Source organism: Mariniflexile aquimaris (assembly GCF_042676825.1).
Taxonomy (GTDB): domain Bacteria; phylum Bacteroidota; class Bacteroidia; order Flavobacteriales; family Flavobacteriaceae; genus Mariniflexile; species Mariniflexile aquimaris.
The window spans coordinates 985,232-1,006,241 of sequence record NZ_JBHTIB010000012.1 but is presented as its reverse complement, the minus strand read 5'-3'; the positions used below and the strand labels follow the sequence as shown (position 1 = coordinate 1,006,241).

Sequence of the window (21,010 nt, the reverse complement as noted above, 5' to 3'; positions counted from 1 at the left end):
TGATTATTTTTGCATTTCATTTTTATAATCAAGACATTTTTCATGCGACATTTAAAAGAAACATCAAAAACAAAACCAAAAGTAACCATGGTACAGGCTTTTAAAACCATTATTTGGCCACGGCGAAATTTGGTGTTTATTGGATTGTTTTTAATCGTAATAAAAAGTTTATCGGGCTTAGTGTTGCCCTGGCAGAGTAAAGTACTTTTAGATGACGTAATACCTAATAAAGATTTTGGGCATTTGTATAGTCTTATTGCCATTGTATTAGGGGCTATTTTAATTCAGGCCGTAACTTCCTATTTACTAACCAGTATTTTAAGTGTACAGGCGCAGTTTTTAATAAGCGAACTGCGGGCTCAGGTGCAAAAAAAGGTGTTGTCGTTACCCATAAGTTTTTTTGATAATACCAAGTCAGGTGCCTTGGTTTCTCGTATTATGAGTGATGTTGAAGGTGTAAGAAACCTTATCGGAACGGGTTTGGTACAATTAGTTGGTGGTAGTTTTACTGCTATTGTTTCTTTAATCATTTTGATAAAAATAAACCCGTGGATGACACTTTTTGTGTTCGTACCACTGTCTATTTTTGGTTACATAGCGCTAAGAGCTTTTAAATACATCCGTCCTATTTTTAGAACGCGCGGAAAAATAAATGCGGAAGTTACAGGCCGTTTAACAGAAACCTTAGCGGGGGTAAGGGTTATAAAAGCTTTTAACGCAGAGGAACAAGAACAATTGGTGTTCGAAAAAGGGGTGGAAAAATTATATCAAAATGTAAAAAAGAGTTTAACGGCCACGGCATTTATGACCAGTTCTTCTACCTTTTTAATTGGTGTTGCGACCACAGGAATTATGGGCATTGGTGGGTATTATATGATTCAAAGTGAGATGACCACTGGCGATTTTTTATTCTTCACCTTAATTTTAGGTTTTATGATTGCGCCCATAGTTCAAATGAGCAATATTGGAAGTCAGCTTACCGAAGCCTTAGCGGGTTTAGATAGAACGGAAGAGCTTATGAATATGACCGCCGAAGAAGATAATGAAGAACGCACGATTCTTTTAAAAGATATTAAAGGCGATATCGCTTTTAACAATGTGTCTTTTTCTTATGAAGAAGGAAAAGAAGTGCTTCACAACATCAATTTTACGGCGCCTGCAGGTTCTGTGACGGCCTTGGTTGGAAGTTCGGGTTCAGGAAAATCGACTATTGCAGGGTTATCGGCAACGTTTTTAACGCCCAAATCTGGAACAGTAACTATTGATAATCAAGATTTATCGAAAGTTAAACTCAGCACCTATCGCAAGTATTTAGGTGTTGTTTTACAAGATGAGTTTTTATTTGAAGGCACTATACGCGAAAACATTATGTTTCCATGTCCCGATGCATCGGAAACCGAATTACAAAACGCCGTAAAAGCAGCCTATGTAAATGAATTTACCGATAGATTTGACGATGGTTTAGACACCTTAATTGGTGAACGTGGTGTTAAATTAAGTGGTGGTCAGCGTCAGCGATTGGCCATAGCACGCGCCATTTTAGCGAATCCAAAAATTATTATTTTAGACGAAGCTACTTCAAGTTTAGATACCGAAAGTGAGGCGTTGATTCAAAAAAGTTTAGCAGAATTAATAAAGGATAGAACAACCATTGTCATTGCGCATCGATTAAGTACCATTAAAAAAGCAGATCAAATTTTAGTTATCGAAGCGGGCCATATTGTTGAACGTGGTACACACAACGAACTTATAGCTTTAGAAGGGCGCTATTTTGATTTGTATACCTATCAAGCGAAGATTTAATTAGTATTAAAATCTGATTGTACTAGCAGAATTGCAGGTTTAAAGTATTTCAGTTTATTATATTTGTTTAAAAAAAGAATGAAAAAGTTTATTTTACCAGTTGTTTTATTATTAATCATATCCTGTTCTTCAAACGAAGGCGTTAAAGATTATACGCAAGCAAACGAAGAAGAAATTCTTGAGTATATCAGTGAAAATAATTTACAAGCGCTTAAAAGTGATTCTGGGTTATATTATGTTATAAATGAACCTGGAACAGGCGAACAACCTTTATCAAGTTCGAATGTAACAGTGGCGTATAAAGGCTATTATTCTAATGGAACGGTATTCGATAAAAGCGATGAAGAAGGTATAACCTTTAATTTAAGAGGTGTAATTGCAGGATGGACAGAAGGTATAACTTATTTTAAAGAAGGCGGTAGTGGTGTACTTTTAATTCCATCGCGCTTAGCTTATGGCTCCGACGATTATAAAGGGATTCCCGGAGGATCTGTGTTAATTTTTGACGTAACACTGATTGCTGTTAACTAATTGATATAGCTTACTTACAAGCATTTAAATATGACGATTGAACCCTTATTAAAATACATGAGCGACTACATTAGTTTAACTGATGAAGAAATTGCTTATTTAGAATCTAAAATTTCTGTTAGAAGCTATTTAAAAGGGCAATACATTGTGCAACAGGGCGATGTGTGTAAATATTCATGTTTCGTTTTGTCTGGTTGCACCAAAACATTTTATGTGGACAACGATGGTCAAGAGCATATTTTAATGTTTTCTATTGAAGATTGGTGGACCTCTGACATGGGGAGTTTTGTAACCCAAACACCAGCCGATTTTAATGTACAATGTATAGAAAATACAGAATTGGTGATGTTTTCGTATGATACCATTGAAGATTTATATCGAGAAATCCCCAAACTGGAACGGTTTTTTAGACAAATTATAGAAAAAGGATTTGCTGCATCCCAAAAACGCATTGTTCGCAATTTTAGTCTTTCGGCTAAAGAACAATACTTGCATTTTAGAGAGCAATACCCAAAAATAGAACAGCGCATTCCACAATATATGGTGGCATCCTACCTTGGCATCACTAAAGAGTTTCTAAGTAAAATTAAAAGTCAACTTATCTTTGAACAATAAATGTTAAACTAGTTTAACTTTATTTAATAAACTACTTCATTTTATAGTTCTGTTTTCTTCGTCATCTTTGTATCATATTGATAAAGGAAAAATTATCATTATATTAATAGAGAAAACAAGCAGCTTAACTATATTATATTAATAGGAAAAGCTTTAGGAGCTTTACAATAATAGCTTCACGGGTTAGAATAAAATTTAAAAACAACAAAAAATGAATAACATGAAAAACACAATGAAAAATTTAGCAATCGTAGCTTTAATTGCTTTTACAGCATTATCATTCACTAAAATAGCGAATGAAAAAAAAGAAATTAAAACCGACAAGAGTAAAGTGGTTTGGAAAGGTTATAAAGTAACAGGTTCTCACGAAGGTACTATCGATATTAAGTCTGGTTTTTTATCATTTAATGAAGGTAAATTAGTAGGTGGAGAGGTTGTTATAGATATGACAACTTTAGGAAGTACAGATTTACAAGGCGAGTACAAAGGGAAACTTGACGGACATTTAAAATCGGACGATTTCTTTGGTGTTGAAACTCATCCAACCTCTAAATTAGTTTTTACGAAGGTTACCGCTTCTGGAAAAAATGCTTACAGTGTTACGGGAGATTTAACTATTAAAGGGAAAACTCACCCAATAACCTTTATGATGTCTATTTATGGGAACAAAGCAACAGCATCTTTAAAGATAGACAGAACTAAATACGATGTACGTTACGGATCTACAAGCTTTTTTGATGGCTTGAAAGACAAAGCTATCTACGATGAATTCGATTTAGTTTCAGATTTAGAATTTTAATTAATAGTGACTAATCAAAGAAAGGGACATTCCATAGGAGTGTCCCTTTTTTTGTTTTTATTAAAGCCGCAATGCTTTTTTAAAAGAGTATATTTGTGGCTCTAAACAATACTATGTCATTTAAAAAATTAATAGAACCGCTTAAAGATGCACTTAAAGCTCAAGGAATAGAAATACCTAATGCGCTTCAAACAAAAGTGTTATCTAAAATAAAGAGTGGCGCGAACTTATTTATTATAGCGCCAAAAAATGCGGGTAAAACAACAACTCTTGTTATAAGTGTTATTAATAAATTAAAAGAAGCATTTGAAGATGCACCACGCGCATTAATTTTTGTAAAAGATAAACAAGCGGCTTTAGAATTGGCCGACTTATTTAATCTGTACAAACGCGGTACAGATTTACGCGTTTATTGTGCTTACGAAGAGCATAATTTAGAATTGCAACGCGAAGAGTTATATTTAGGCACCGATATAGTCATAGCGTCCCCAAAACGTTTAAATAGAATCTTTTATTTAAATGGTATAAATCTTAATAAACTACAAATGTGTATTGTTGAAGATGCGGAATTTTTATTTAGGAATAATAATTTTGCCGAAGTAACAAGAACACCAGAAAGCATTGGTAAATGTCAGTACCTTGTATTTTCAGATCACTTTGATAACCGCTTCGAGCGATGGGAAGAATCTTTCATGTTTCTTGCTCAAAAAGTAATTATTAAATAACAAATCTTACATTTTTTTCGATTTTCTGCTATTCACAGTATTTGGTTTTGTTTTAATCTGATGCTTTTGAATATTTTTCTTATTTTTAAGGTGTAATTTTTTTTATAAAATTAATATTTACATTCTTTGTTTAGGTCTGTCAACAACAAGATTATAATAAAAGGGCAATGGGTATGTTGCTTTCTTTTATTAAGTTTATCAACGCTATATGGTCAAAATTCAACTGATCATAAATACGCGCGTTTTGTAGATTCTGCTAGATTTCATGTAAAAAATTCGCTAACAAAAGCACAGTCTTTTCTCGACTCCATTCCTACGCCCATAGAAAAAGCAATACAAGGTCGTGTTGCAGATTTTTACGCATTACAGGCATTAATTCAAAGTGACGATGGTGAATATGCCAACTTGTATCAAAGTTATATTTTAGCCTTAAACTACGCCGAAAAGGAAAAAAACTATCGTGTTGGTGGACGTGCCTGTTTAGAGCTGTTTTCCAATATCTATTTTGTTAAAAAGGATCAAACAGCGTTTAAATATTTAGAGAAGGCAAAAGAGTTCTATATGCTAGATAATTACCAAAATGGTTTATTAGAAGTAGAACTAATGTATGCTTATGTTAAGTATTTAGACCATGAGTATAAGGGTTGTAACGATTTAATATTACCGCATTTAGAGAAATATAAAAAGGTTAAAGATGATGCGTATTATTACTTGTTTGCAAATTATATGCTCACAGAAAATTATATAAAACTTAACGAGTTCAAAAAAGCTTATGCCAGTTTTAAGGAATTTCAATCTTTAAAAAATAACCCAACTATTGTAAAATACAATTACTTGTCATTTGAAGCGGGTATTAATTTAACTTTTGCCGAAGAATATTCAAAAAAAAAACAAACAGATTCTACGTTTCATTATTTAGAGAAGGCCAGAAATCTTAGAGCCTACATGAGTAGCGATTTGGCAAGAGAATATATTAGTTTATTTGCCGACTATTATAAAAATACCGGAAATATTGCCCAGGCTAAAATTTACCTCGATTCTTTAAATGTTTTTGAAAAGGAAATTTTTAAGAATATGGTAGATGCCAGTTATGAATTAAACAAGCCGTTATTAAAAGCAGAATCGAATCTTGCCTCAGAAAAGGATAAAAAATTTTGGATTACAGTTTTCTCGTTTTCTTTGTTTATTATGCTTGCATTTTTAAGTATACGGTATGTTGTTTTTTTTAGAAAGCATAAAATTAAGGTACACGATTTTAATGATGAGATTAGTAATTACGATTATTTAAAATCTAATAACGAAAAGCTAACAGGAAAGGTTCGTGGATTGGAAGAGTATATTGCAAACTTAAAAAATGAGATTAAAGACATTTCGTTAATACATGAGTTGCCTTATCAGAAAGAGCGGATTAAAGAATTGTATAAATCGTTGCATGTTAATTCGTCTACACTTTTAGATAAGAGTGAAAACCATATTGAATTAGTTAACGAGCTAAACGTTCATTTTTTTAAAGAAATTAAATTAAAGTATCCGCAATTAAACGATTCAGAAATAATTACCTGTTATTATTTGTTTATGGAGTTTAAAAACAAAGAAATTGCCTTGTTTTTAAATATGTCTGTCCGGGCATTAGAAAGTAAACGCTATAGAATAACAAAAAAAATAAAATTAGATACCAAAAAGACCACTTTGGTAGAACACTTACAAGAAACCTTTAGTCATTAAAAATTTTATGCAATGATATGTACGAAAACGCTGATTATTCAATCATACTGCGGTTTTTCATCGATTTGCGTAGTAAGTGCGTATCTGTAAATTGTGTATTATTAACTTATTAGAGCATATTTGTACCTGCTATTAATCATTAACTGATTTTTCAGTAATATATAACTTTTGTTTTCTAGTGGTTGGAATTGTTTAATTAATTAAACAAAAAGACAAAAGGATTATTGACAAAAAATTGGTTTTAGGGATGCGAAAGGAGTCTTTGTAAAAAGGCTCCTTTCTCTATAAAGGGATATTACCATGTTTGCGTTTGGGCTTTATAACCGCTTTGTCTTCTAACATGGCAAAAGCTTTAATTAACTTTTTTCGAGAATCTTTTGGCAAAATGACTTCATCAATAAAACCACGTTGCGCTGCTATATAAGGGTCTGAAAATTTTAAGCCATATTCCAGTTCTTTTTCTGCTAATTTAGCTTCAGGATCTTTAGCCTCTATAATTTCTTTTTTGAATATTATTTCAGCAGCACCTTTCGCGCCCATTACAGCTATTTCTGCACTTGGCCATGCAAAGTTTAAATCTGCCCCGATGTGTTTAGAATTCATGACATCGTAGGCACCTCCATAGGCTTTTCTTGTTATAACCGTCACTCTGGGTACCGTCGCTTCGCTAAAGGCATATAATAATTTTGAGCCATGAACTATAATGCCATTCCACTCTTGGTCGGTTCCTGGTAAAAATCCGGGAACATCAACTAAGACTAATAATGGGATATTGAAGCTGTCACAAAACCGAACAAACCTAGCTGCCTTTTTTGAACTTTTAACATCCAAAACGCCGGCTAAAAACATGGGCTGATTAGCTACAATACCGATGCTTCGTCCCCCAAGTCTTGCAAATCCGACTAAAATATTTTCAGCAAAATCTTTATGAATTTCAAAAAAGGAACCCTCATCAATGATGCCTAAAATTACCTTATGCATATCGTAAGGTTTATTTGGGTTCTCGGGAATAATATCTGAAAGTACTTCTCTTATTTCATTGTTAAGTTTAAATTTAAGTTTTTTGGTTGTTTCCGTATTATTTTGAGGGAGATAGCTAAGTAGTTTTTTCACATCGTTTAAGCACTCAATATCATTTGCCGATATTTTATGAGCTACCCCGGATTTAGAGGCATGTGTATAAGCACCTCCCAGATCTTCACTTGAAACATCTTCATTCGTTACGGTTTTAACAACATTTGGGCCCGTTACAAACATATAGCTAGTGTTTTCTACCATGAAGGTGAAATCGGTAATTGCTGGGGAATAAACGGCACCTCCAGCACATGGCCCCATGATGGCAGAAATTTGAGGCACCACGCCAGAAGTATTTACATTTCTATAAAATATATTGGCATAGCCTCCTAGAGAATTTACACCTTCTTGAATTCTGGCACCACCAGAATCATTTAAACCAATTATGGGCGCTCCAACTTTAACTGCTAAATCCATAACCTTACAAATTTTTTCTGCATGGGTTTCTGATAATGAACCCCCAAAAACAGTAAAATCTTGGGCGTAAATATATACCAATCTACCATTAACGGTACCGTAACCAGTAACAACACCATCGCCATGGTATATTTCGTTTTCCATACCAAAATCATTCGATCGGTGGGTTACAAGCATACCAATTTCTTCAAAAGAGCCTTCATCCAAAAAATAATCTACACGTTCTCTGGCTGTTAATTTCTTTTTTTCATGCTGCCTGTTTATACGTTCTTGTCCACCACCTAATTTCGCTAAGGCATTAAGTTTATCTAATCTATTGATTTTTGAATCCATAATTTACTGATTTGGTAATCGTACTATTTTTAGGTCTTCCAAATATTGTTTAACTGCTATTTTAGCGGCTATGTTTGCTTCAATTTTAGTTTGTGCTTTTAGGGCTTCTGGGGAATAGTATTTTTTAACAAAATGTGTGTCAAAATTTCCTGTTCGGAAGGCTTCATGTTGGCAAACAAAAGATCCAAACGGAAGGGTTGTTTCTACACCTTCAACATGAAAGTTTTCAATCGCCTCGAGCATCAGCTCAATGGCTTCTGCTCTTGTTTTTCCATAAGTTATAAGCTTTGCAAGCAAAGGGTCATAATAAATTGGAATGTTCATATCGGCTTCAAATCCGCTGTCCACTCGAATACCATTTCCAACGGGTAATGTGTAAATATTAAGTTGCCCTACGCTCGGTAAAAAATTATTTAATGGGTCTTCGGCATAAACACGTAATTCTAAAGCATGCCCGTTAATCTTTAAATCTTCTTGTTTTATTTGAAGGGCTTCACCCCGGGCTATTCGAATTTGAAGTTCTACTAAATCAACATTTGTTATAATTTCAGTAACCGGATGTTCTACTTGTAGTCGTGTATTCATCTCTAAAAAGTAGAAATTATGGTCGGCATCTAATAAAAATTCTACGGTACCAGCACCTAAATAATCGCAAGATTTTGCAACTTTAATAGCTGCTTCTCCCATTTTTAATCTTAATTCTGGCGTTAAAATTGATGATGGTGCTTCTTCAATTACTTTTTGATGCCGTCGCTGTATGCTACATTCGCGTTCAAAAAAATGTAAAATATGGCCATGGCTATCTGCCATAATTTGTATTTCGATATGTCTTGGAGAGGTTACATATTTCTCAATAAAAACAGAACCATCGCCAAAGGCAGAGGTTGCTTCGCTAATGGCGCGATTCATTTGAGATTCTAATTCACTTTCTTTTTCAACAATACGCATGCCTTTTCCACCGCCACCAGCCGATGCTTTTATAAGCACGGGATAGCCAATTTTAGTTGCAATTGTTTTGGCTTTTGTGATATCGGTAATCGCTTCATCAATACCGGGCACCATGGGAATGTTATAATGACTAACAGCTTCTTTGGCCGCAAGTTTGCTTCCCATAATTTGAATGGCTTTGGATTTTGGACCAATAAATATGATGTTATTTTTTTCACACAATTCGGCGAAATCTGCATTTTCACTTAAAAAGCCATAACCAGGATGGATGGCATCTACCTGTAGTTTTTTAGCAACAGCTAAAATTTTATCACCTCGCAAATACGATTCATTTGATGGAGGTTCACCAATGCATACGGCTTCATCGGCAAATTTAACGTGTGGAGCATTCCTGTCTGCAGTAGAGTAAACAGCCACCGTTTTGATGCCCATTTTTTTAACTGTTTTCATTACTCGAATGGCAATTTCGCCACGGTTTGCAATTAAAATCTTTTTCATGGCTTATTGAAATTCTATTAATATTTGATTTTTTATGACAGCATCTCCTTTTTTGATTAAAATGGATTTAATACGACCATTTCGAGGTGAAGTAATAACGTTTTCCATTTTCATGGCTTCAAGTATTAATAACGGATCATTTTCTTTTACGTCTTGATTGATTTTAATAGGTACGTCTAAAATTAAACCCGGCATAGGCGCCATAATGAAATCTATATGTTTTTCTATGGCTGATGAAAACCCCATATTTTCAATTAATAGATCTAAATCATTTTGGATTTTAATAGTGTAAGTGTTTTTATTAACAGAAACTGTATATGTTTTTTGGTTAAAATCGCATGCTGTTATTGCCGCTTTATATGATTTATTTTGTTGAAGAATATGATACTCTGAGTCTGAAATTTTAATAGCATCAAGACTGGAAAGGTCTTCGGAAGTTATTTCAAAATCAAATGAATTATTAACGCGCGCTTTAAAGATCTTGCTCATATTTTACCTTTTGATACATAGTAAATATAAGAATTTTAAGCGTTTGTACTTCGTTTAAAATATGAGATTCTGAATATTAAAAATGAGTAAAACCCTTTTAAATTATAAAATGAGAACTTTTGGCGTGGTTGTAAATAGCTTTGTAAGCTATTAAACACCAGATTAAAAAGAAAGACTGGAAGAAAAAATTATAAGAATGATTGCTTTATGTGTTGAAATACTAGTTCGTAGTACTTTTTGTTTGAAGGCACAAAATGATTGTCGATTCCAATATTATTAATAAGCCAATTAAAGTCTTTAAACGACACTAGTTTTAGCGCTTCAACTTCTGCTTCTTGTGGAATTAAGGTAGACAGAGGCACCGATAGTAAACACTTAAAAGTGTTATGAAATTCATTGTCTTCAATGCCATTTGCATACGATTGAAAACAAGGGAAAATTCCAATGGGTTGCAAATCCGACTGTAAGACTGTTACACCAATCTCTTCTTTTATTTCTCTAATGGCTGCTTGTTTTGGAGTTTCGCCAGCATCAATATGACCTGCTACCGACACATCCCACATTAATGGGCAAATGCTTTTTTTGGCTGAACGCTGTGATAATAAAATGTTGCCGTCCTGAGTATAAAACCAAACATGGGCAGTATGGTGGTAATACCCCTTTTGATGTATTACAGATTTTAGCTCTGATTTACCAAGTGGTTTTCCGGTTTCATCTACAATATCAATGTATTCGTCCATAACTGTTTGTTTTGTTTTACTGAATTTTGTTTATAGTTGTTTTTGCGTTAGGGATTGATGCGGCATCCTTTTTGTGAAGCGTAGGAACAATACATTTTTATTGAACCTAAACGCATAACGATAATGAGATCCCGAAACAAATTCGGGATTGCTTCGCAGAAAGATATAGCGGAAAGCCCGACCCTTGTGGTAACGCCCAAATTATTATATAATATTTTAAACGTCATTGCGAGGAACGAAGCAATCTGTTAATTTGTTAACTGATTTTATTTGACTCAGTTTCAATTAAAAAGATTGCTTCGCTTTTTTTATTGGAAAAGCTCGCTATGACGATTCTATTTAAATATTATTTAAAATAACTAAAAGATTCACCATCTTTTATGTTAAGTAAGCTTTCGTAAATAAGTTTTATTACGTTTTCTACATCGTCTCTGTGCACCATTTCTACCGTAGTATGCATGTATCTTAACGGTAAGGAAATAAGGGCAGAAGCTACGCCACCATTGCTATAAGCAAAGGCATCGGTATCTGTTCCTGTAGCTCTTGAGAGGGCATTTCTTTGAAACGGTATTTTTTTAGCTTCGGCGGTATCGGTAATTAAATCGCGAAGTTTTTGTTGCACTGCTGGTGCATATGCAATTACTGGTCCTTTACCCATTTCTAAGTCACCTTGCACTTTCTTTTCAATCATTGGTGTTGTGGTATCGTGTGTTACGTCGGTAACAATAGCCACATTCGGTTTTATGGTTTGCGTAATCATTTCGGCACCACGTAGACCTATTTCTTCTTGAACCGCATTAACTATATACAATCCGAACGGTAAGGTTTTTTTGTTTTCTTTTAGTAATCGAGCCACTTCGGCAATCATAAATCCACCCATACGATTATCTAAGGCGCGACAAACAAATTTATCACCATTTAGAATATGAAATTCATCTGGGTACGTAATTACGCAGCCTACATGCACGCCTAATTTTTCGACATCTTCTTTAGTTTTGCATCCGCAATCAATAAAAATATTATCTGGTTTGGGAGGTTCTTCTTTACCCTTATCTCTAGTATGAATGGCTGGCCATCCAAAAACACCTTTTACGATGCCGTTTTTCGTGTGAATATTTACAATTTTACTAGGCGCAATTTGGTGATCGCTACCACCGTTTCTTATTACATAAATTAACCCGTTGTCTGATATGTAATTTACATACCAGGAAATTTCATCGGCATGTCCTTCTATAACAACTTTGTATTTCGCTTTTGGGTTAATTACGCCAACCGCAGTACCGTAGGTGTCTGTAATAAATTCATCTACATAAGGTTTTAAATAATCCATCCACAGTTTTTGCCCTGTCCATTCGTAGCCAGTTGGAGCGGCATTGTTTAAATATGATTCTAAAAAGTCCATCGACTTTTTGTTTAAAATGCTCTTCATTGTATTGTGTTAAAGTTTTGCACTAAAATAATAATATAAATAGAAAAAAAATGTTTTTAAGATTGTAAATTGTTAATTTTGAATGATTATTGCTCCAAAAGTTTTATGAAGAATTTTATAATATTTCTATTGATACTTTTTCCAGTTTTTATTAATGCTCAGATTAAAGATGAGGATGATGAAAAGATGGATTACGACTATATGTTTATAGAGGGCGATTCTATACCCCAGAAGGTAGTAAACCTGAATACGGTTTATATTCTTACCGACATGAAATTTGCCAGTAGAGAAGACCGGGTACGCTATTTAATATTACGCAGAAAAACCCTAAAAGTGTATCCTTACGCTAAATTGGCTGCCGAACGTTTAGATTCGTTAAACACGCGTTTAGAATCTATGAAAAAGAAAAGTGATAAGAATCGTTACACGAAAATAATTCAGAAATATATTGAAGGGGAGTTTTCAGATGAATTAAAAAAACTCACCCGTACCGAAGGGCAGATTTTAGTAAAATTAATACACAGACAAACGGGAAAAACCACGTTTGGATTGGTTAAAGAACTGCGAAGTGGGTGGCGAGCATTTTGGTATAATACCACCGCAGGAATGTTCGATATCTCATTAAAAAAACCATACGACCCGGTTAATGTTTATGAAGATTATCTTATTGAAGATATTTTACAGCGCAGTTTTAAAAGTGGTTTAATTGTTAGGCAAAAAGCGGCTAAAGAATATAATTTTTACGATTTAACGGATATTTGGCTAGACAGAAACAGTAAAAAGTAGTGACAGAATTTAAACAAACACCATTACAAGAGCGACTTAACGCTATTACGCACGCCATAGGTGCCATTTTTGGTGTGTTAGGTTTAATAGCACTTATTATATTTAATAGTTATAAAACCTCTTGGAGTTTATTTAGCGTGATTGTGTACGGAATGTCAATCATCGTTTTATTCACTGCATCGGCGTTATACCATTCTGTAAAAGACGAGGAGAAAAAACATTACTTCAGAATCATCGATCATATTAGTATTTATGGTCTTATTGCAGGTACCTATACACCAATTCTTTTAATAACCTTGCATGAAAATTTGGGATGGACCTTATTTTATGTTGTTTGGGGTATTGCGGCTTTTGGTGTTATTTTAAAATTATTTTTTACCGGCCGTTTCGAAATTTTTTCAACCCTGTTGTATTTACTAATGGGCTGGTTAATTATTTTCGATTTTACAAACCTATACGCGTCCATGGATAGCAACGGGGTATTGTTGCTGTTTGCTGGTGGTTTAGCATACACTGTAGGCATTATATTTTATGCCATTAAAAAAATACCTTATAACCATGTCATCTGGCATTTGTTTGTACTGGCAGGCGCGATGTTTCATTTTTTTATGATTTTTTTCTATGTCATTTAATATGATACAAATGACGCTTGCAAAAAGTGAAGTCGATTATAAAAAAATCTCTGAACTGGCAGATATTATTTGGCGTAAACATTACATCACAATTATAAGTGAAGCGCAAATAGACTATATGTTAGATAAGTTTAATTCGCCCGAAGCCATCAAATCTCAAATTAATCAGGGGGCGCTATTTTATATTATTAGGTACCAAGATTTACCTGTTGGCTATGTAGCGGTAAAAAAGGAAACGGACTATTTATTTCTTAGTAAATTATATGTTTTAAGCAGCTATAGAGGCAAAAAAATTGGAAAAGCGGCTATGCAGCATGTTAACGACCTTGCAAAATCGTTTCACTTAAAAGCGATTAAATTACATGTAAACAAGTACAATACGAATTCCATTCTGGCATACGAAAAACTAGGTTTTGTAAAAACCAGAGCTCTTGTTTCAGATATTGGAAACGGTTTTGTAATGGATGATTACGAAATGGAAAAAGTATTAAGTCTTTAAACTGAATATTTTTTCGGGTTCCGACTTTAAGCTATCTAGAACACAGTTGAACGACGCCACCAGACATTAAAATTTAATGCTATTATTTTTTTAATTTTGAAACATCAATTTTAAATAAATCGGCAGCATTTTTCCATAAAATCAATTCCTTTTTATCTTCTGGTAAATCAAGTTGATTCATAAATTTTAAATAAGAATCCATATTCGAAATAGGCCAATCGGTACCATAAAGCAAATAATTAGGGTCACCGGCATACGAGATCATTTCTTCGATTTCCTTTTTCATGAAACGCTCAAATTTCTCTGAGAAATTCCCAAGTACCAACCCAGAAATATCGGCGTACACATGTTCGTTTTTGTAAACGACTTCCATACAATCGCGAATCCATGGGTTTCCAACATGGCAAATAACAATTTTCATTTTGGGGTAATCTACCGCTAAATCGTCAATATGCAGCGGATGCGAATATTTCACCTTTCCCGTTGGAGCATAGGTGTCGCCCGAATGAAACATCACCGGCACATCATATTCGGTTGCCATATCATAAAACACTTTTAAACGACTGTCGTTAGGATAAAAAGGCTCGTACCCAGGGTAGAATTTTAAACCTTTTATGAGTTTTTGATCTAAAAAACTACTAATTTCTATAATGTCTTTGTAATTGTAATTAAGGTAACTAATACCTGCTACCACCCCTAAATTGTCATAGCCTTTTATAGCTTCTACCACTTGTTTGGTGCTGGGTCTGTGCTCGTTAACCTTGTAAGATGTTAACACCAACGAATAATCTACCTTGTTTTTTTGCATGCTTTCGGTAAGCTCGTCTAAGCATCCTTTTAACGAAATTACACGGTCTTCATGGTAATTATTAATATGGGTGTGCATGTCTATAATCATGGTAAATATGGTTTTAATTAGTGTTCTATTACATCTTTGTATTCATCAAAAAAGGCTTCAAAAAGCATCATGTTTTCATTAAAAAACTCCATAACGTCGCGCCATGTGTTTTTGTTATGGATAGATACTTTTTGCTCTAAAGTAACATAAATTCTAGAAATTTCTTTTTCATTTTCTAAAAAATAGGCTTCTTCAAAAATAGCATCGGGTAAAAAATCATCAAGAATAATCGATTTTAAAGCCAGCAGTTTCTCCCAGTATTTTATTCTAAACTCTAAATCGTCTTCTAAATCTAAAGCTACTAAAGCACTTTTGGTATCGAAATGAAATTTAAACGAGAATCCTTTTAACTTCGTATCATATAAAGTCCATTTTCGTGGAAACGATTTCCCAAAGCTCGTCCAGAATTCTTGTCGTAATATGCGCGATTCTTCTTTGCTAAACATGTTTTTAAAGTTTCAGAGTTTCAAAGTTTCAGAGTCTCAAAGTTGCAGAGTTTTAAAGTGTCAAAGTTTCAGAGTTTCGAAGTATCAAAGTTCAAAAATTTAATTTTGCCTACAGCCTACAGCCTACAGCCTACAGCCTACAGCCTACAGCCTACAGCCTACAGCCTACAGCCTACAGCCTACAGCCTACAGCCTATATTAAATAGGCAACTCCAACACCTAAAACAATAGAAATAAACTTAGAAAAGTTGAATTTATGGCCTTCGGCACTTTCAAATAAAATGGTAGTTGAAATATGAAAAAAGATACCGATAACGAGTGCATTAAGTATTTGTGAATAGGCAGCAACGGCTTCCCAGGTGTTACCTAAAAAAGTTCCTAGCGGCGTCATAGCAGCAAATACTAATAAAAAGACCGCAATTTGTGGTTTGCTGTAATGCGACTGAAATAAAAACATGGTAATTAAAGTGGCAATAGGAATTTTATGTACCAAAATACCATACACCATATCGTTATGGTCGTGTATAGAAAAGCCTTCTAAAAAGCTATGAATACACAAACTTATAAACAGCGACCACGGAAAAATAGAACTGTGGCTATGTATATGTACATGCCCATGTTCGGCACCTTTCGAGAACAATTCTAAAATAAGTTGCAGCATAATACCGCACATAATAATGAGTCCTGCCAGTTTGGTATCCAGATGTTCGTAAACTTCGGGTAACAATTCAAAAAGTGTTAAGGCTAATAAAAACGAACCACTAAAAGAGAGTAGGAGTTTGATGTTCCAGGATTTTTGTTTTTGGGTAACCATAGCCAAAAAGAATCCAACAATAACAGCAACAATGGGAAAAATAAATTTATACATTTAAACTAATTGCACTTAAAATTTAATAAATAGTCTACTTAAAAATCATCACTAAACGCTCCGATGTTTGCGGGTTAAACTTACGCAATTTATAATCACCAAAAACATCTAATAAATAAACATCTGCCTGCTCAAAAAGCGCTTCAAAATCGGCTAAAGTAAAGGCTCTTACGCGCTCCTGAAATTTATAATGTTCCCCATCGGTCGTAAAACTAATATCTTTAATAATGTAGCCATCAGCCACATAGCGTTTTAAATTAAAATCAATACCATCAACCGTTTTAACCTCTTCGGGCACCAAATTATCAATCACAAACTCGCTGTTCATAAAATCAATAACCCCAAAACCAGATTCATTTAAGTCAGACTTAATGGCTTTTATGGTATTTAAATTGTCTTCATTTTTTTCAAAATACCCAAAACTGGTAAACAAATTAAAAACGGCGTCGAAGCTTTTGTTAAACGGCTTGCACATATCATGAACCTCAAAATGCAGGGTGTCGTTTTCAAATTCTTTGGCGTAAGCAATGCTGCTTTCACTCAAATCGGCGCCAATAACATCAAAGCCCAAAGTGTTTAAGTAAACCGCATGTCGCCCACGGCCACAAGCCAAATCGAGTATGCTGCCACCCTCCGGAATATTTAAATACCCGGTAAGCGTATCCATAAAATGTTGCGCTTCGGTTTCGTCTCTGTCTTTATATAAAATATGGTAAAATGGCGTGTCAAACCAAGAAGTAAACCAAGTAGAAGTATCTTTATTCATAGTAACCTCCTGCGAAGGCAGGAATCTTTTTTTTATTTTGGAGGTTCCCCCAATCCCGATAGCTATCGGGAGGGGTCAGGCTTTCCGCTATATCTTTCTGCGAAGCAGTCCCGAATTTGTTTCGGGATCTCATTATCGTTATGCATTCAGGTTCAATAAAAATGTATTGTTCCTACGCTTCACAAAAAGGATGCCGCTGCAATCCTTAACCTAAATTTCAATAAACATCGTGTTTGCCACAAAATTACATTATTTTTGCAATCTATTCGAGATAAAAAATGGAAGAAAATTTTAATATGTTAGCCAAAACCTTATTTGGTTTTGAAGAATTATTAGCAAACGAGCTTACACAACTAGGGGCACAAGATGTAAAAACAGGCGTTCGTAGTGTATCTTTTACCGGCGATAAAGGCTTTATGTACAAAGCAAATTTAGGCTTGCGTACCGCTATAAAAATATTAAAACCCATACACTCATTTACTGTAAATAACGAGCAGGATTTATATAATAAACTTTACCATATGTCTTGGGAGCAGTATGTAAAACCTACCGGCACCATTGCGGTTGATGCTACTATACATTCCGAGTTGTTTACAAACTCGCTTTACATAGCTCAAAAAACCAAAGATGCTATTGTAGATAAGTTTCGCGATACGACGGGCGAACGACCAAACGTCGATTTAAAATTCCCCGACCTAAAAGTAAATGTGCATATCGATAGGCACCAAGTTACCATTTCGTTAGACTCTTCGGGCGATTCGCTGCATAAACGTGGTTACAAAATGGCTACCAATATTGCGCCAATAAACGAAGTACTGGCAGCAGGACTTATTATGTTATCTGGTTGGGACGGACAAACCGATTTCATGGACCCTATGTGTGGTTCTGGAACCATGCTTATAGAAGCCGCTATGATAGCTTGTAACATCCCACCAAACCTGATGCGTAAAGAATTTGCCTTCGAGCGTTGGAACGATTGGGATGTCGATTTATTCGAAAAAATAGAAGAATCGCTGCTTAAAAAAACCCGCGATTTTCATCATAAAATAATAGGGTACGATAAAGCACCAAGTGCCGTTGCCAAAGCCATAGAAAATGTAAAAAATGCCCAGTTAGACGATTTTATAGAAGTAAAGCACGAAGACTTTTTTAAAACCCAAAAAGGTGGCGACCAGAAATTGCACATGGTATTTAACCCACCTTATGGTGAGCGTTTAGATATCGATATGGAAAACTTTTATAAAAACATTGGCGATACCCTAAAGCAAAGTTACCCAGGTACCGATGCTTGGTTTATAACCTCTAACCTCGATGCCTTAAAACATGTTGGCTTACGCCCTTCAAGAAAAATACATTTATTTAACGCCAAACTAGAAGCGCGTTTGGTTAAATACGTGATGTATGAAGGTAGTAAGAAGGGGAAGTATATGAAATAGGCTAGCGCTGTAGCTTACAACGGTATAATATTTGGCTGACGAGCAACAAGTACGAAGGCAAATGTGCATTTTTATTTCCTATAAGAACTAAACTTTACTAAACTCCAAAATAAAAACAGTCCAATAAGACCAATGGTTGCATGTCCATAAAAAACAACTAACAAAAGAAGGAGGCTAATTATTAGAATAACTGTTTTAAAAACACGAGAAAATTTAGTCTGAGATTTCGATAGTTTATTATTTAATAATTGCTTCAAATGAATGTCATCAGATTTTTTTAAATAAAATTTAATCTCAGATTCATTAAACCCATTCGCACCCATTTCTTTGATTATGGCTTCTTTGGATAATCCTTTTGCTCTTAATGATATGCTGTAGTCGAGTTTATTCACTTTCTGTAAATATTACTGCTAACGAAATGATATGAAATCGTTTTATTATTTTATGTCAGACGATAAGCTAAGTTATATTTTTCTTGCCAAAAAGCAATAAATAACAATAAGTATTTATCAGCATTTTATACGTCATCCTATGTTTGTAAAAGCATAGAATTTACAATTATTGCTTTTACAAACATAGGATGACGTGAGGTATCATGAGCTGCTTAAGCCAAAAAACAAACGTCCTTAACGATCGTATTTTTAACTTGCTTTTATAAAATTAGGACTTGAGCAACGGTTACCGATGTTGTAAGTAGTTTTTATTCACACATTGCATTCAAATAAAAACTCAAATTTTGTCCTCCTTTATTCCAACTGTCCATTGCTTTATCTCTAAAATAGGCTGTATGTGTTGGTGAACTAGCTGTTGAAATGGAGAAATATTTACTTTTTTCATTTGCTTTTACACTTTCAAGCCATTGTATTGTTACTGCAACGTCTTCGATTTCTTCATTTAAATAAATTTTATAAGGTTTTAAATCGACTGTAAACCAGCCTAAAAAGTTGTTTTTTATTTCGAATATGATATTTTCCTGAACTATTAAATCTGTTGGAATTCCATCCTGTATTTTATAAAAATTCACCCTAAATTTTAAAGATTTGAAGTCATTGGAGGTTATATTAAAATTCAAATCGTTGATATGGCAATTTCGTCTCATTTTAAATTTCATTCCTGCTTCTTTACTTAATCGGTCGTCAACATCTTTTTCATAATATGAGTAAAAATTCGAGTGCATCAATCCGAGCCCTTTTGATGTCCTTCCAATTGTTTTAGATTTTATTTTTATTTTTTTTGAACTCACAACTACTTCATCTAATTCCATATTTTTGGGTTGAAGTAAAATTGGTTTTTTATTTTTATTTAGTTCTGATACCAAATATTTTCGGTTTTAAAACCAATGTATGAAAAAATAATAGTGTCTTTTATAGTCACTTTGTCATTTAGTGAAAGATTGAATAAACCATTGTTATTGGAAACGGTTCCGACAGTTTTGTTTTTAATACCAATATTAACATAAGCAAGAGGTTCATTATTTTCGAAATTCAAAACTTTTCCAGTTATTGTTTTTTCTTGAGAGTGAACAATTAAACTTATAAATATGGATAATAATGATATGGTAAATTTCATGATGGTCGTTGATTTTTTATTTAGTTACCAATACTAAAAATTAAAAAATAAATTTTAGTTAAGAATTTAATAATTGGGAAAATCTTAAGATTCAGACACTGAATTAGTTAATTTTGAAGTGTTCTTAAATTGCTCACATCGAGATGATATGAAATGGTTTTAATGTTTTAAAAGAGACGATAAGGGAAGTTGGAATTTTCTTATGAAAAAGACATAAATAACAATAAGTATTTATCAGCTTTTTTACATCATTGCAAGCCTCAATCCATGAAACGAAGCAATCTCTTTGTTGTGGGTTGTGCATAATCCCGCAAAAAAAAACGGGTGTTATTCGTGAAGGTAAATAAGTTGCGAAAAATGAGTTTTTTAGTTTGGTTTTTATTGCAGGTAGTTGCTTTATTTTTTTAAGTCTTTATACATAATGTAAGTATCAACCAAACCTAATTTGGCATGTCTAAATCCTTTGGGCGTTGTACCAATTATTTCAAAGCCGTATTTTTTCCATAAGGCTACAGCTGCTGTGTTTGTACTGATTACAATATTGAATTGAATAGCCTCAAAACCTCTTTGTTTTGCGATGTCTAGCGAGTGTTCACAAAGTTTTCTCCCAACACCTTTTCCTTGTGCATTCAAACTTACCATATAACTGCAATTTGCAATATGATTTCCTAAATCTATTTGGTTAGGTTTTATAATATAAGTTCCTAGAATTTCGCTGTTTTCTTCGAGCACGTAGGTTTCCATATAAGCGGCAAACCAATGTTTTTCTAAATCCTTTTTTGGTGTGTCTGGATTGAATACATAGGTGTCTCCGGTTTTAATAACTTGCGAGAATATCTCCCAAACGGCGTCAAAATCAGACGGTATTGCTTTTCTTATGTTCAATGTAGTTGTTTTAAAAAGTCCCAGCTTTAATGTAATATAAAACGGGTTACATGTTTAATGGTTTTGATAGACGAAATTAGAATTTTTTAATAAAAAACA

23 protein-coding genes are annotated in these 21,010 nt (G+C 33.9%); 10 read left to right on the top strand and 13 right to left on the bottom strand.

What is annotated here, in order from left to right; translation table 11 throughout:
• Positions 1-42 precede the first annotated feature (42 nt).
• The 6 genes from ACFQ0I_RS12425 to ACFQ0I_RS12400 all read left to right on the top strand — a co-directional run bounded on the left by ACFQ0I_RS12425 (position 43) and on the right by ACFQ0I_RS12400 (position 6,198).
• Positions 43-1,803, top strand: coding sequence for an ABC transporter ATP-binding protein (locus tag ACFQ0I_RS12425; protein ID WP_379942730.1), 1,761 nt, complete (start codon positions 43-45; stop codon positions 1,801-1,803).
• A 78-nt stretch (positions 1,804-1,881) separates the two neighbouring features.
• Complete coding sequence (locus tag ACFQ0I_RS12420) at positions 1,882-2,334, top strand: FKBP-type peptidyl-prolyl cis-trans isomerase (RefSeq protein ID WP_379942728.1); 453 nt, start codon at positions 1,882-1,884, stop codon at positions 2,332-2,334.
• A 30-nt stretch (positions 2,335-2,364) separates the two neighbouring features.
• The gene (locus ACFQ0I_RS12415; RefSeq protein ID WP_379942727.1) at positions 2,365-2,949 is read left to right on the top strand and encodes a Crp/Fnr family transcriptional regulator; all 585 of its coding nucleotides are present in this window, start codon (positions 2,365-2,367) and stop codon (positions 2,947-2,949) included.
• 220 nt (positions 2,950-3,169) lie between these two features.
• Entirely contained in the window at positions 3,170-3,748 is a 579-nt protein-coding gene (locus ACFQ0I_RS12410) for a YceI family protein (protein ID WP_379942725.1), read from the top strand.
• Positions 3,749-3,861: 113 nt separating this feature from the next.
• A complete protein-coding gene (locus ACFQ0I_RS12405; protein WP_379942723.1) occupies positions 3,862-4,473 on the top strand; it encodes a DEAD/DEAH box helicase in 612 nt (203 codons plus the stop codon).
• Between the two features lie 126 nt (positions 4,474-4,599).
• On the top strand, positions 4,600-6,198 hold the full coding sequence (locus ACFQ0I_RS12400; RefSeq protein WP_379942721.1) for a helix-turn-helix transcriptional regulator: 1,599 nt from the start codon (positions 4,600-4,602) through the stop codon (positions 6,196-6,198).
• Between the two features lie 282 nt (positions 6,199-6,480).
• Here the strand turns inward: ACFQ0I_RS12400 and ACFQ0I_RS12395 are convergent, their stop codons facing one another.
• From ACFQ0I_RS12395 to ACFQ0I_RS12375, 5 genes are all read right to left on the bottom strand, one after another.
• Complete coding sequence (locus ACFQ0I_RS12395) at positions 6,481-8,022, bottom strand: acyl-CoA carboxylase subunit beta (protein WP_379942719.1); 1,542 nt, start codon at positions 8,020-8,022, stop codon at positions 6,481-6,483.
• 3 nt (positions 8,023-8,025) lie between these two features.
• Complete coding sequence (gene accC / locus ACFQ0I_RS12390; protein ID WP_379942717.1) at positions 8,026-9,468, bottom strand: acetyl-CoA carboxylase biotin carboxylase subunit; 1,443 nt, start codon at positions 9,466-9,468, stop codon at positions 8,026-8,028.
• Positions 9,469-9,471: 3 nt separating this feature from the next.
• On the bottom strand, positions 9,472-9,957 hold the full coding sequence (locus ACFQ0I_RS12385; protein WP_379942715.1) for an acetyl-CoA carboxylase biotin carboxyl carrier protein subunit: 486 nt from the start codon (positions 9,955-9,957) through the stop codon (positions 9,472-9,474).
• A 188-nt stretch (positions 9,958-10,145) separates the two neighbouring features.
• Positions 10,146-10,697: an NUDIX hydrolase gene (locus ACFQ0I_RS12380; protein ID WP_379942713.1), complete on the bottom strand. Its 552-nt coding sequence runs from the start codon at positions 10,695-10,697 to the stop codon at positions 10,146-10,148.
• Positions 10,698-11,043: 346 nt separating this feature from the next.
• Entirely contained in the window at positions 11,044-12,126 is a 1,083-nt protein-coding gene (locus ACFQ0I_RS12375) for a M42 family metallopeptidase (protein WP_449288678.1), read from the bottom strand.
• A gap of 105 nt (positions 12,127-12,231) precedes the next feature.
• Between ACFQ0I_RS12375 and ACFQ0I_RS12370 the strand changes: the two genes are divergently transcribed.
• The 3 genes from ACFQ0I_RS12370 to ACFQ0I_RS12360 are packed head-to-tail and all read left to right on the top strand — an operon-like array spanning position 12,232 to position 14,043.
• Positions 12,232-12,912, top strand: a complete 681-nt coding sequence (locus ACFQ0I_RS12370; protein ID WP_379942711.1) for a DUF4294 domain-containing protein — start codon at positions 12,232-12,234, stop codon at positions 12,910-12,912.
• Complete coding sequence (gene trhA, locus ACFQ0I_RS12365) at positions 12,912-13,544, top strand: PAQR family membrane homeostasis protein TrhA (protein WP_379942709.1); 633 nt, start codon at positions 12,912-12,914, stop codon at positions 13,542-13,544. Before ACFQ0I_RS12370 ends, trhA begins: the two co-directional genes overlap by 1 nt.
• A gap of 10 nt (positions 13,545-13,554) precedes the next feature.
• The gene (locus tag ACFQ0I_RS12360; protein ID WP_379942707.1) at positions 13,555-14,043 is read left to right on the top strand and encodes a GNAT family N-acetyltransferase; all 489 of its coding nucleotides are present in this window, start codon (positions 13,555-13,557) and stop codon (positions 14,041-14,043) included.
• 82 nt (positions 14,044-14,125) lie between these two features.
• On the opposite strand, the gene ACFQ0I_RS12355 is transcribed toward ACFQ0I_RS12360, so the two are convergent.
• The 4 genes from ACFQ0I_RS12355 to ACFQ0I_RS12340 all read right to left on the bottom strand — a co-directional run bounded on the left by ACFQ0I_RS12355 (position 14,126) and on the right by ACFQ0I_RS12340 (position 17,021).
• Complete coding sequence (locus tag ACFQ0I_RS12355) at positions 14,126-14,941, bottom strand: amidohydrolase family protein (RefSeq protein ID WP_379942705.1); 816 nt, start codon at positions 14,939-14,941, stop codon at positions 14,126-14,128.
• Positions 14,942-14,958: 17 nt separating this feature from the next.
• A complete protein-coding gene (locus ACFQ0I_RS12350) occupies positions 14,959-15,387 on the bottom strand; it encodes a DUF4268 domain-containing protein (protein WP_379942703.1) in 429 nt (142 codons plus the stop codon).
• 193 nt (positions 15,388-15,580) lie between these two features.
• Complete coding sequence (locus ACFQ0I_RS12345; RefSeq protein ID WP_379942701.1) at positions 15,581-16,255, bottom strand: ZIP family metal transporter; 675 nt, start codon at positions 16,253-16,255, stop codon at positions 15,581-15,583.
• Between the two features lie 34 nt (positions 16,256-16,289).
• Positions 16,290-17,021: a class I SAM-dependent methyltransferase gene (locus tag ACFQ0I_RS12340; RefSeq protein ID WP_379942699.1), complete on the bottom strand. Its 732-nt coding sequence runs from the start codon at positions 17,019-17,021 to the stop codon at positions 16,290-16,292.
• Positions 17,022-17,299: 278 nt separating this feature from the next.
• Between ACFQ0I_RS12340 and ACFQ0I_RS12335 the strand changes: the two genes are divergently transcribed.
• On the top strand, positions 17,300-18,457 hold the full coding sequence (locus tag ACFQ0I_RS12335) for a THUMP domain-containing class I SAM-dependent RNA methyltransferase (RefSeq protein ID WP_379942697.1): 1,158 nt from the start codon (positions 17,300-17,302) through the stop codon (positions 18,455-18,457).
• A 71-nt stretch (positions 18,458-18,528) separates the two neighbouring features.
• Here ACFQ0I_RS12335 and ACFQ0I_RS12330 read toward each other — a convergent pair whose 3' ends face one another.
• The 4 genes from ACFQ0I_RS12330 to ACFQ0I_RS12315 form a co-directional block, all read right to left on the bottom strand.
• A complete protein-coding gene (locus ACFQ0I_RS12330) occupies positions 18,529-18,849 on the bottom strand; it encodes a hypothetical protein (RefSeq protein WP_379942695.1) in 321 nt (106 codons plus the stop codon).
• Between the two features lie 308 nt (positions 18,850-19,157).
• Positions 19,158-19,775: a hypothetical protein gene (locus ACFQ0I_RS12325; protein ID WP_379942693.1), complete on the bottom strand. Its 618-nt coding sequence runs from the start codon at positions 19,773-19,775 to the stop codon at positions 19,158-19,160.
• Positions 19,760-20,026, bottom strand: coding sequence for a carboxypeptidase-like regulatory domain-containing protein (locus tag ACFQ0I_RS12320; RefSeq protein ID WP_379942691.1), 267 nt, complete (start codon positions 20,024-20,026; stop codon positions 19,760-19,762). Before ACFQ0I_RS12320 ends, ACFQ0I_RS12325 begins: the two co-directional genes overlap by 16 nt.
• Before the next feature lie 396 nt (positions 20,027-20,422).
• Complete coding sequence (locus tag ACFQ0I_RS12315) at positions 20,423-20,911, bottom strand: GNAT family N-acetyltransferase (RefSeq protein ID WP_379942689.1); 489 nt, start codon at positions 20,909-20,911, stop codon at positions 20,423-20,425.
• Between the last annotated feature and the right edge of the window lie 99 nt (positions 20,912-21,010).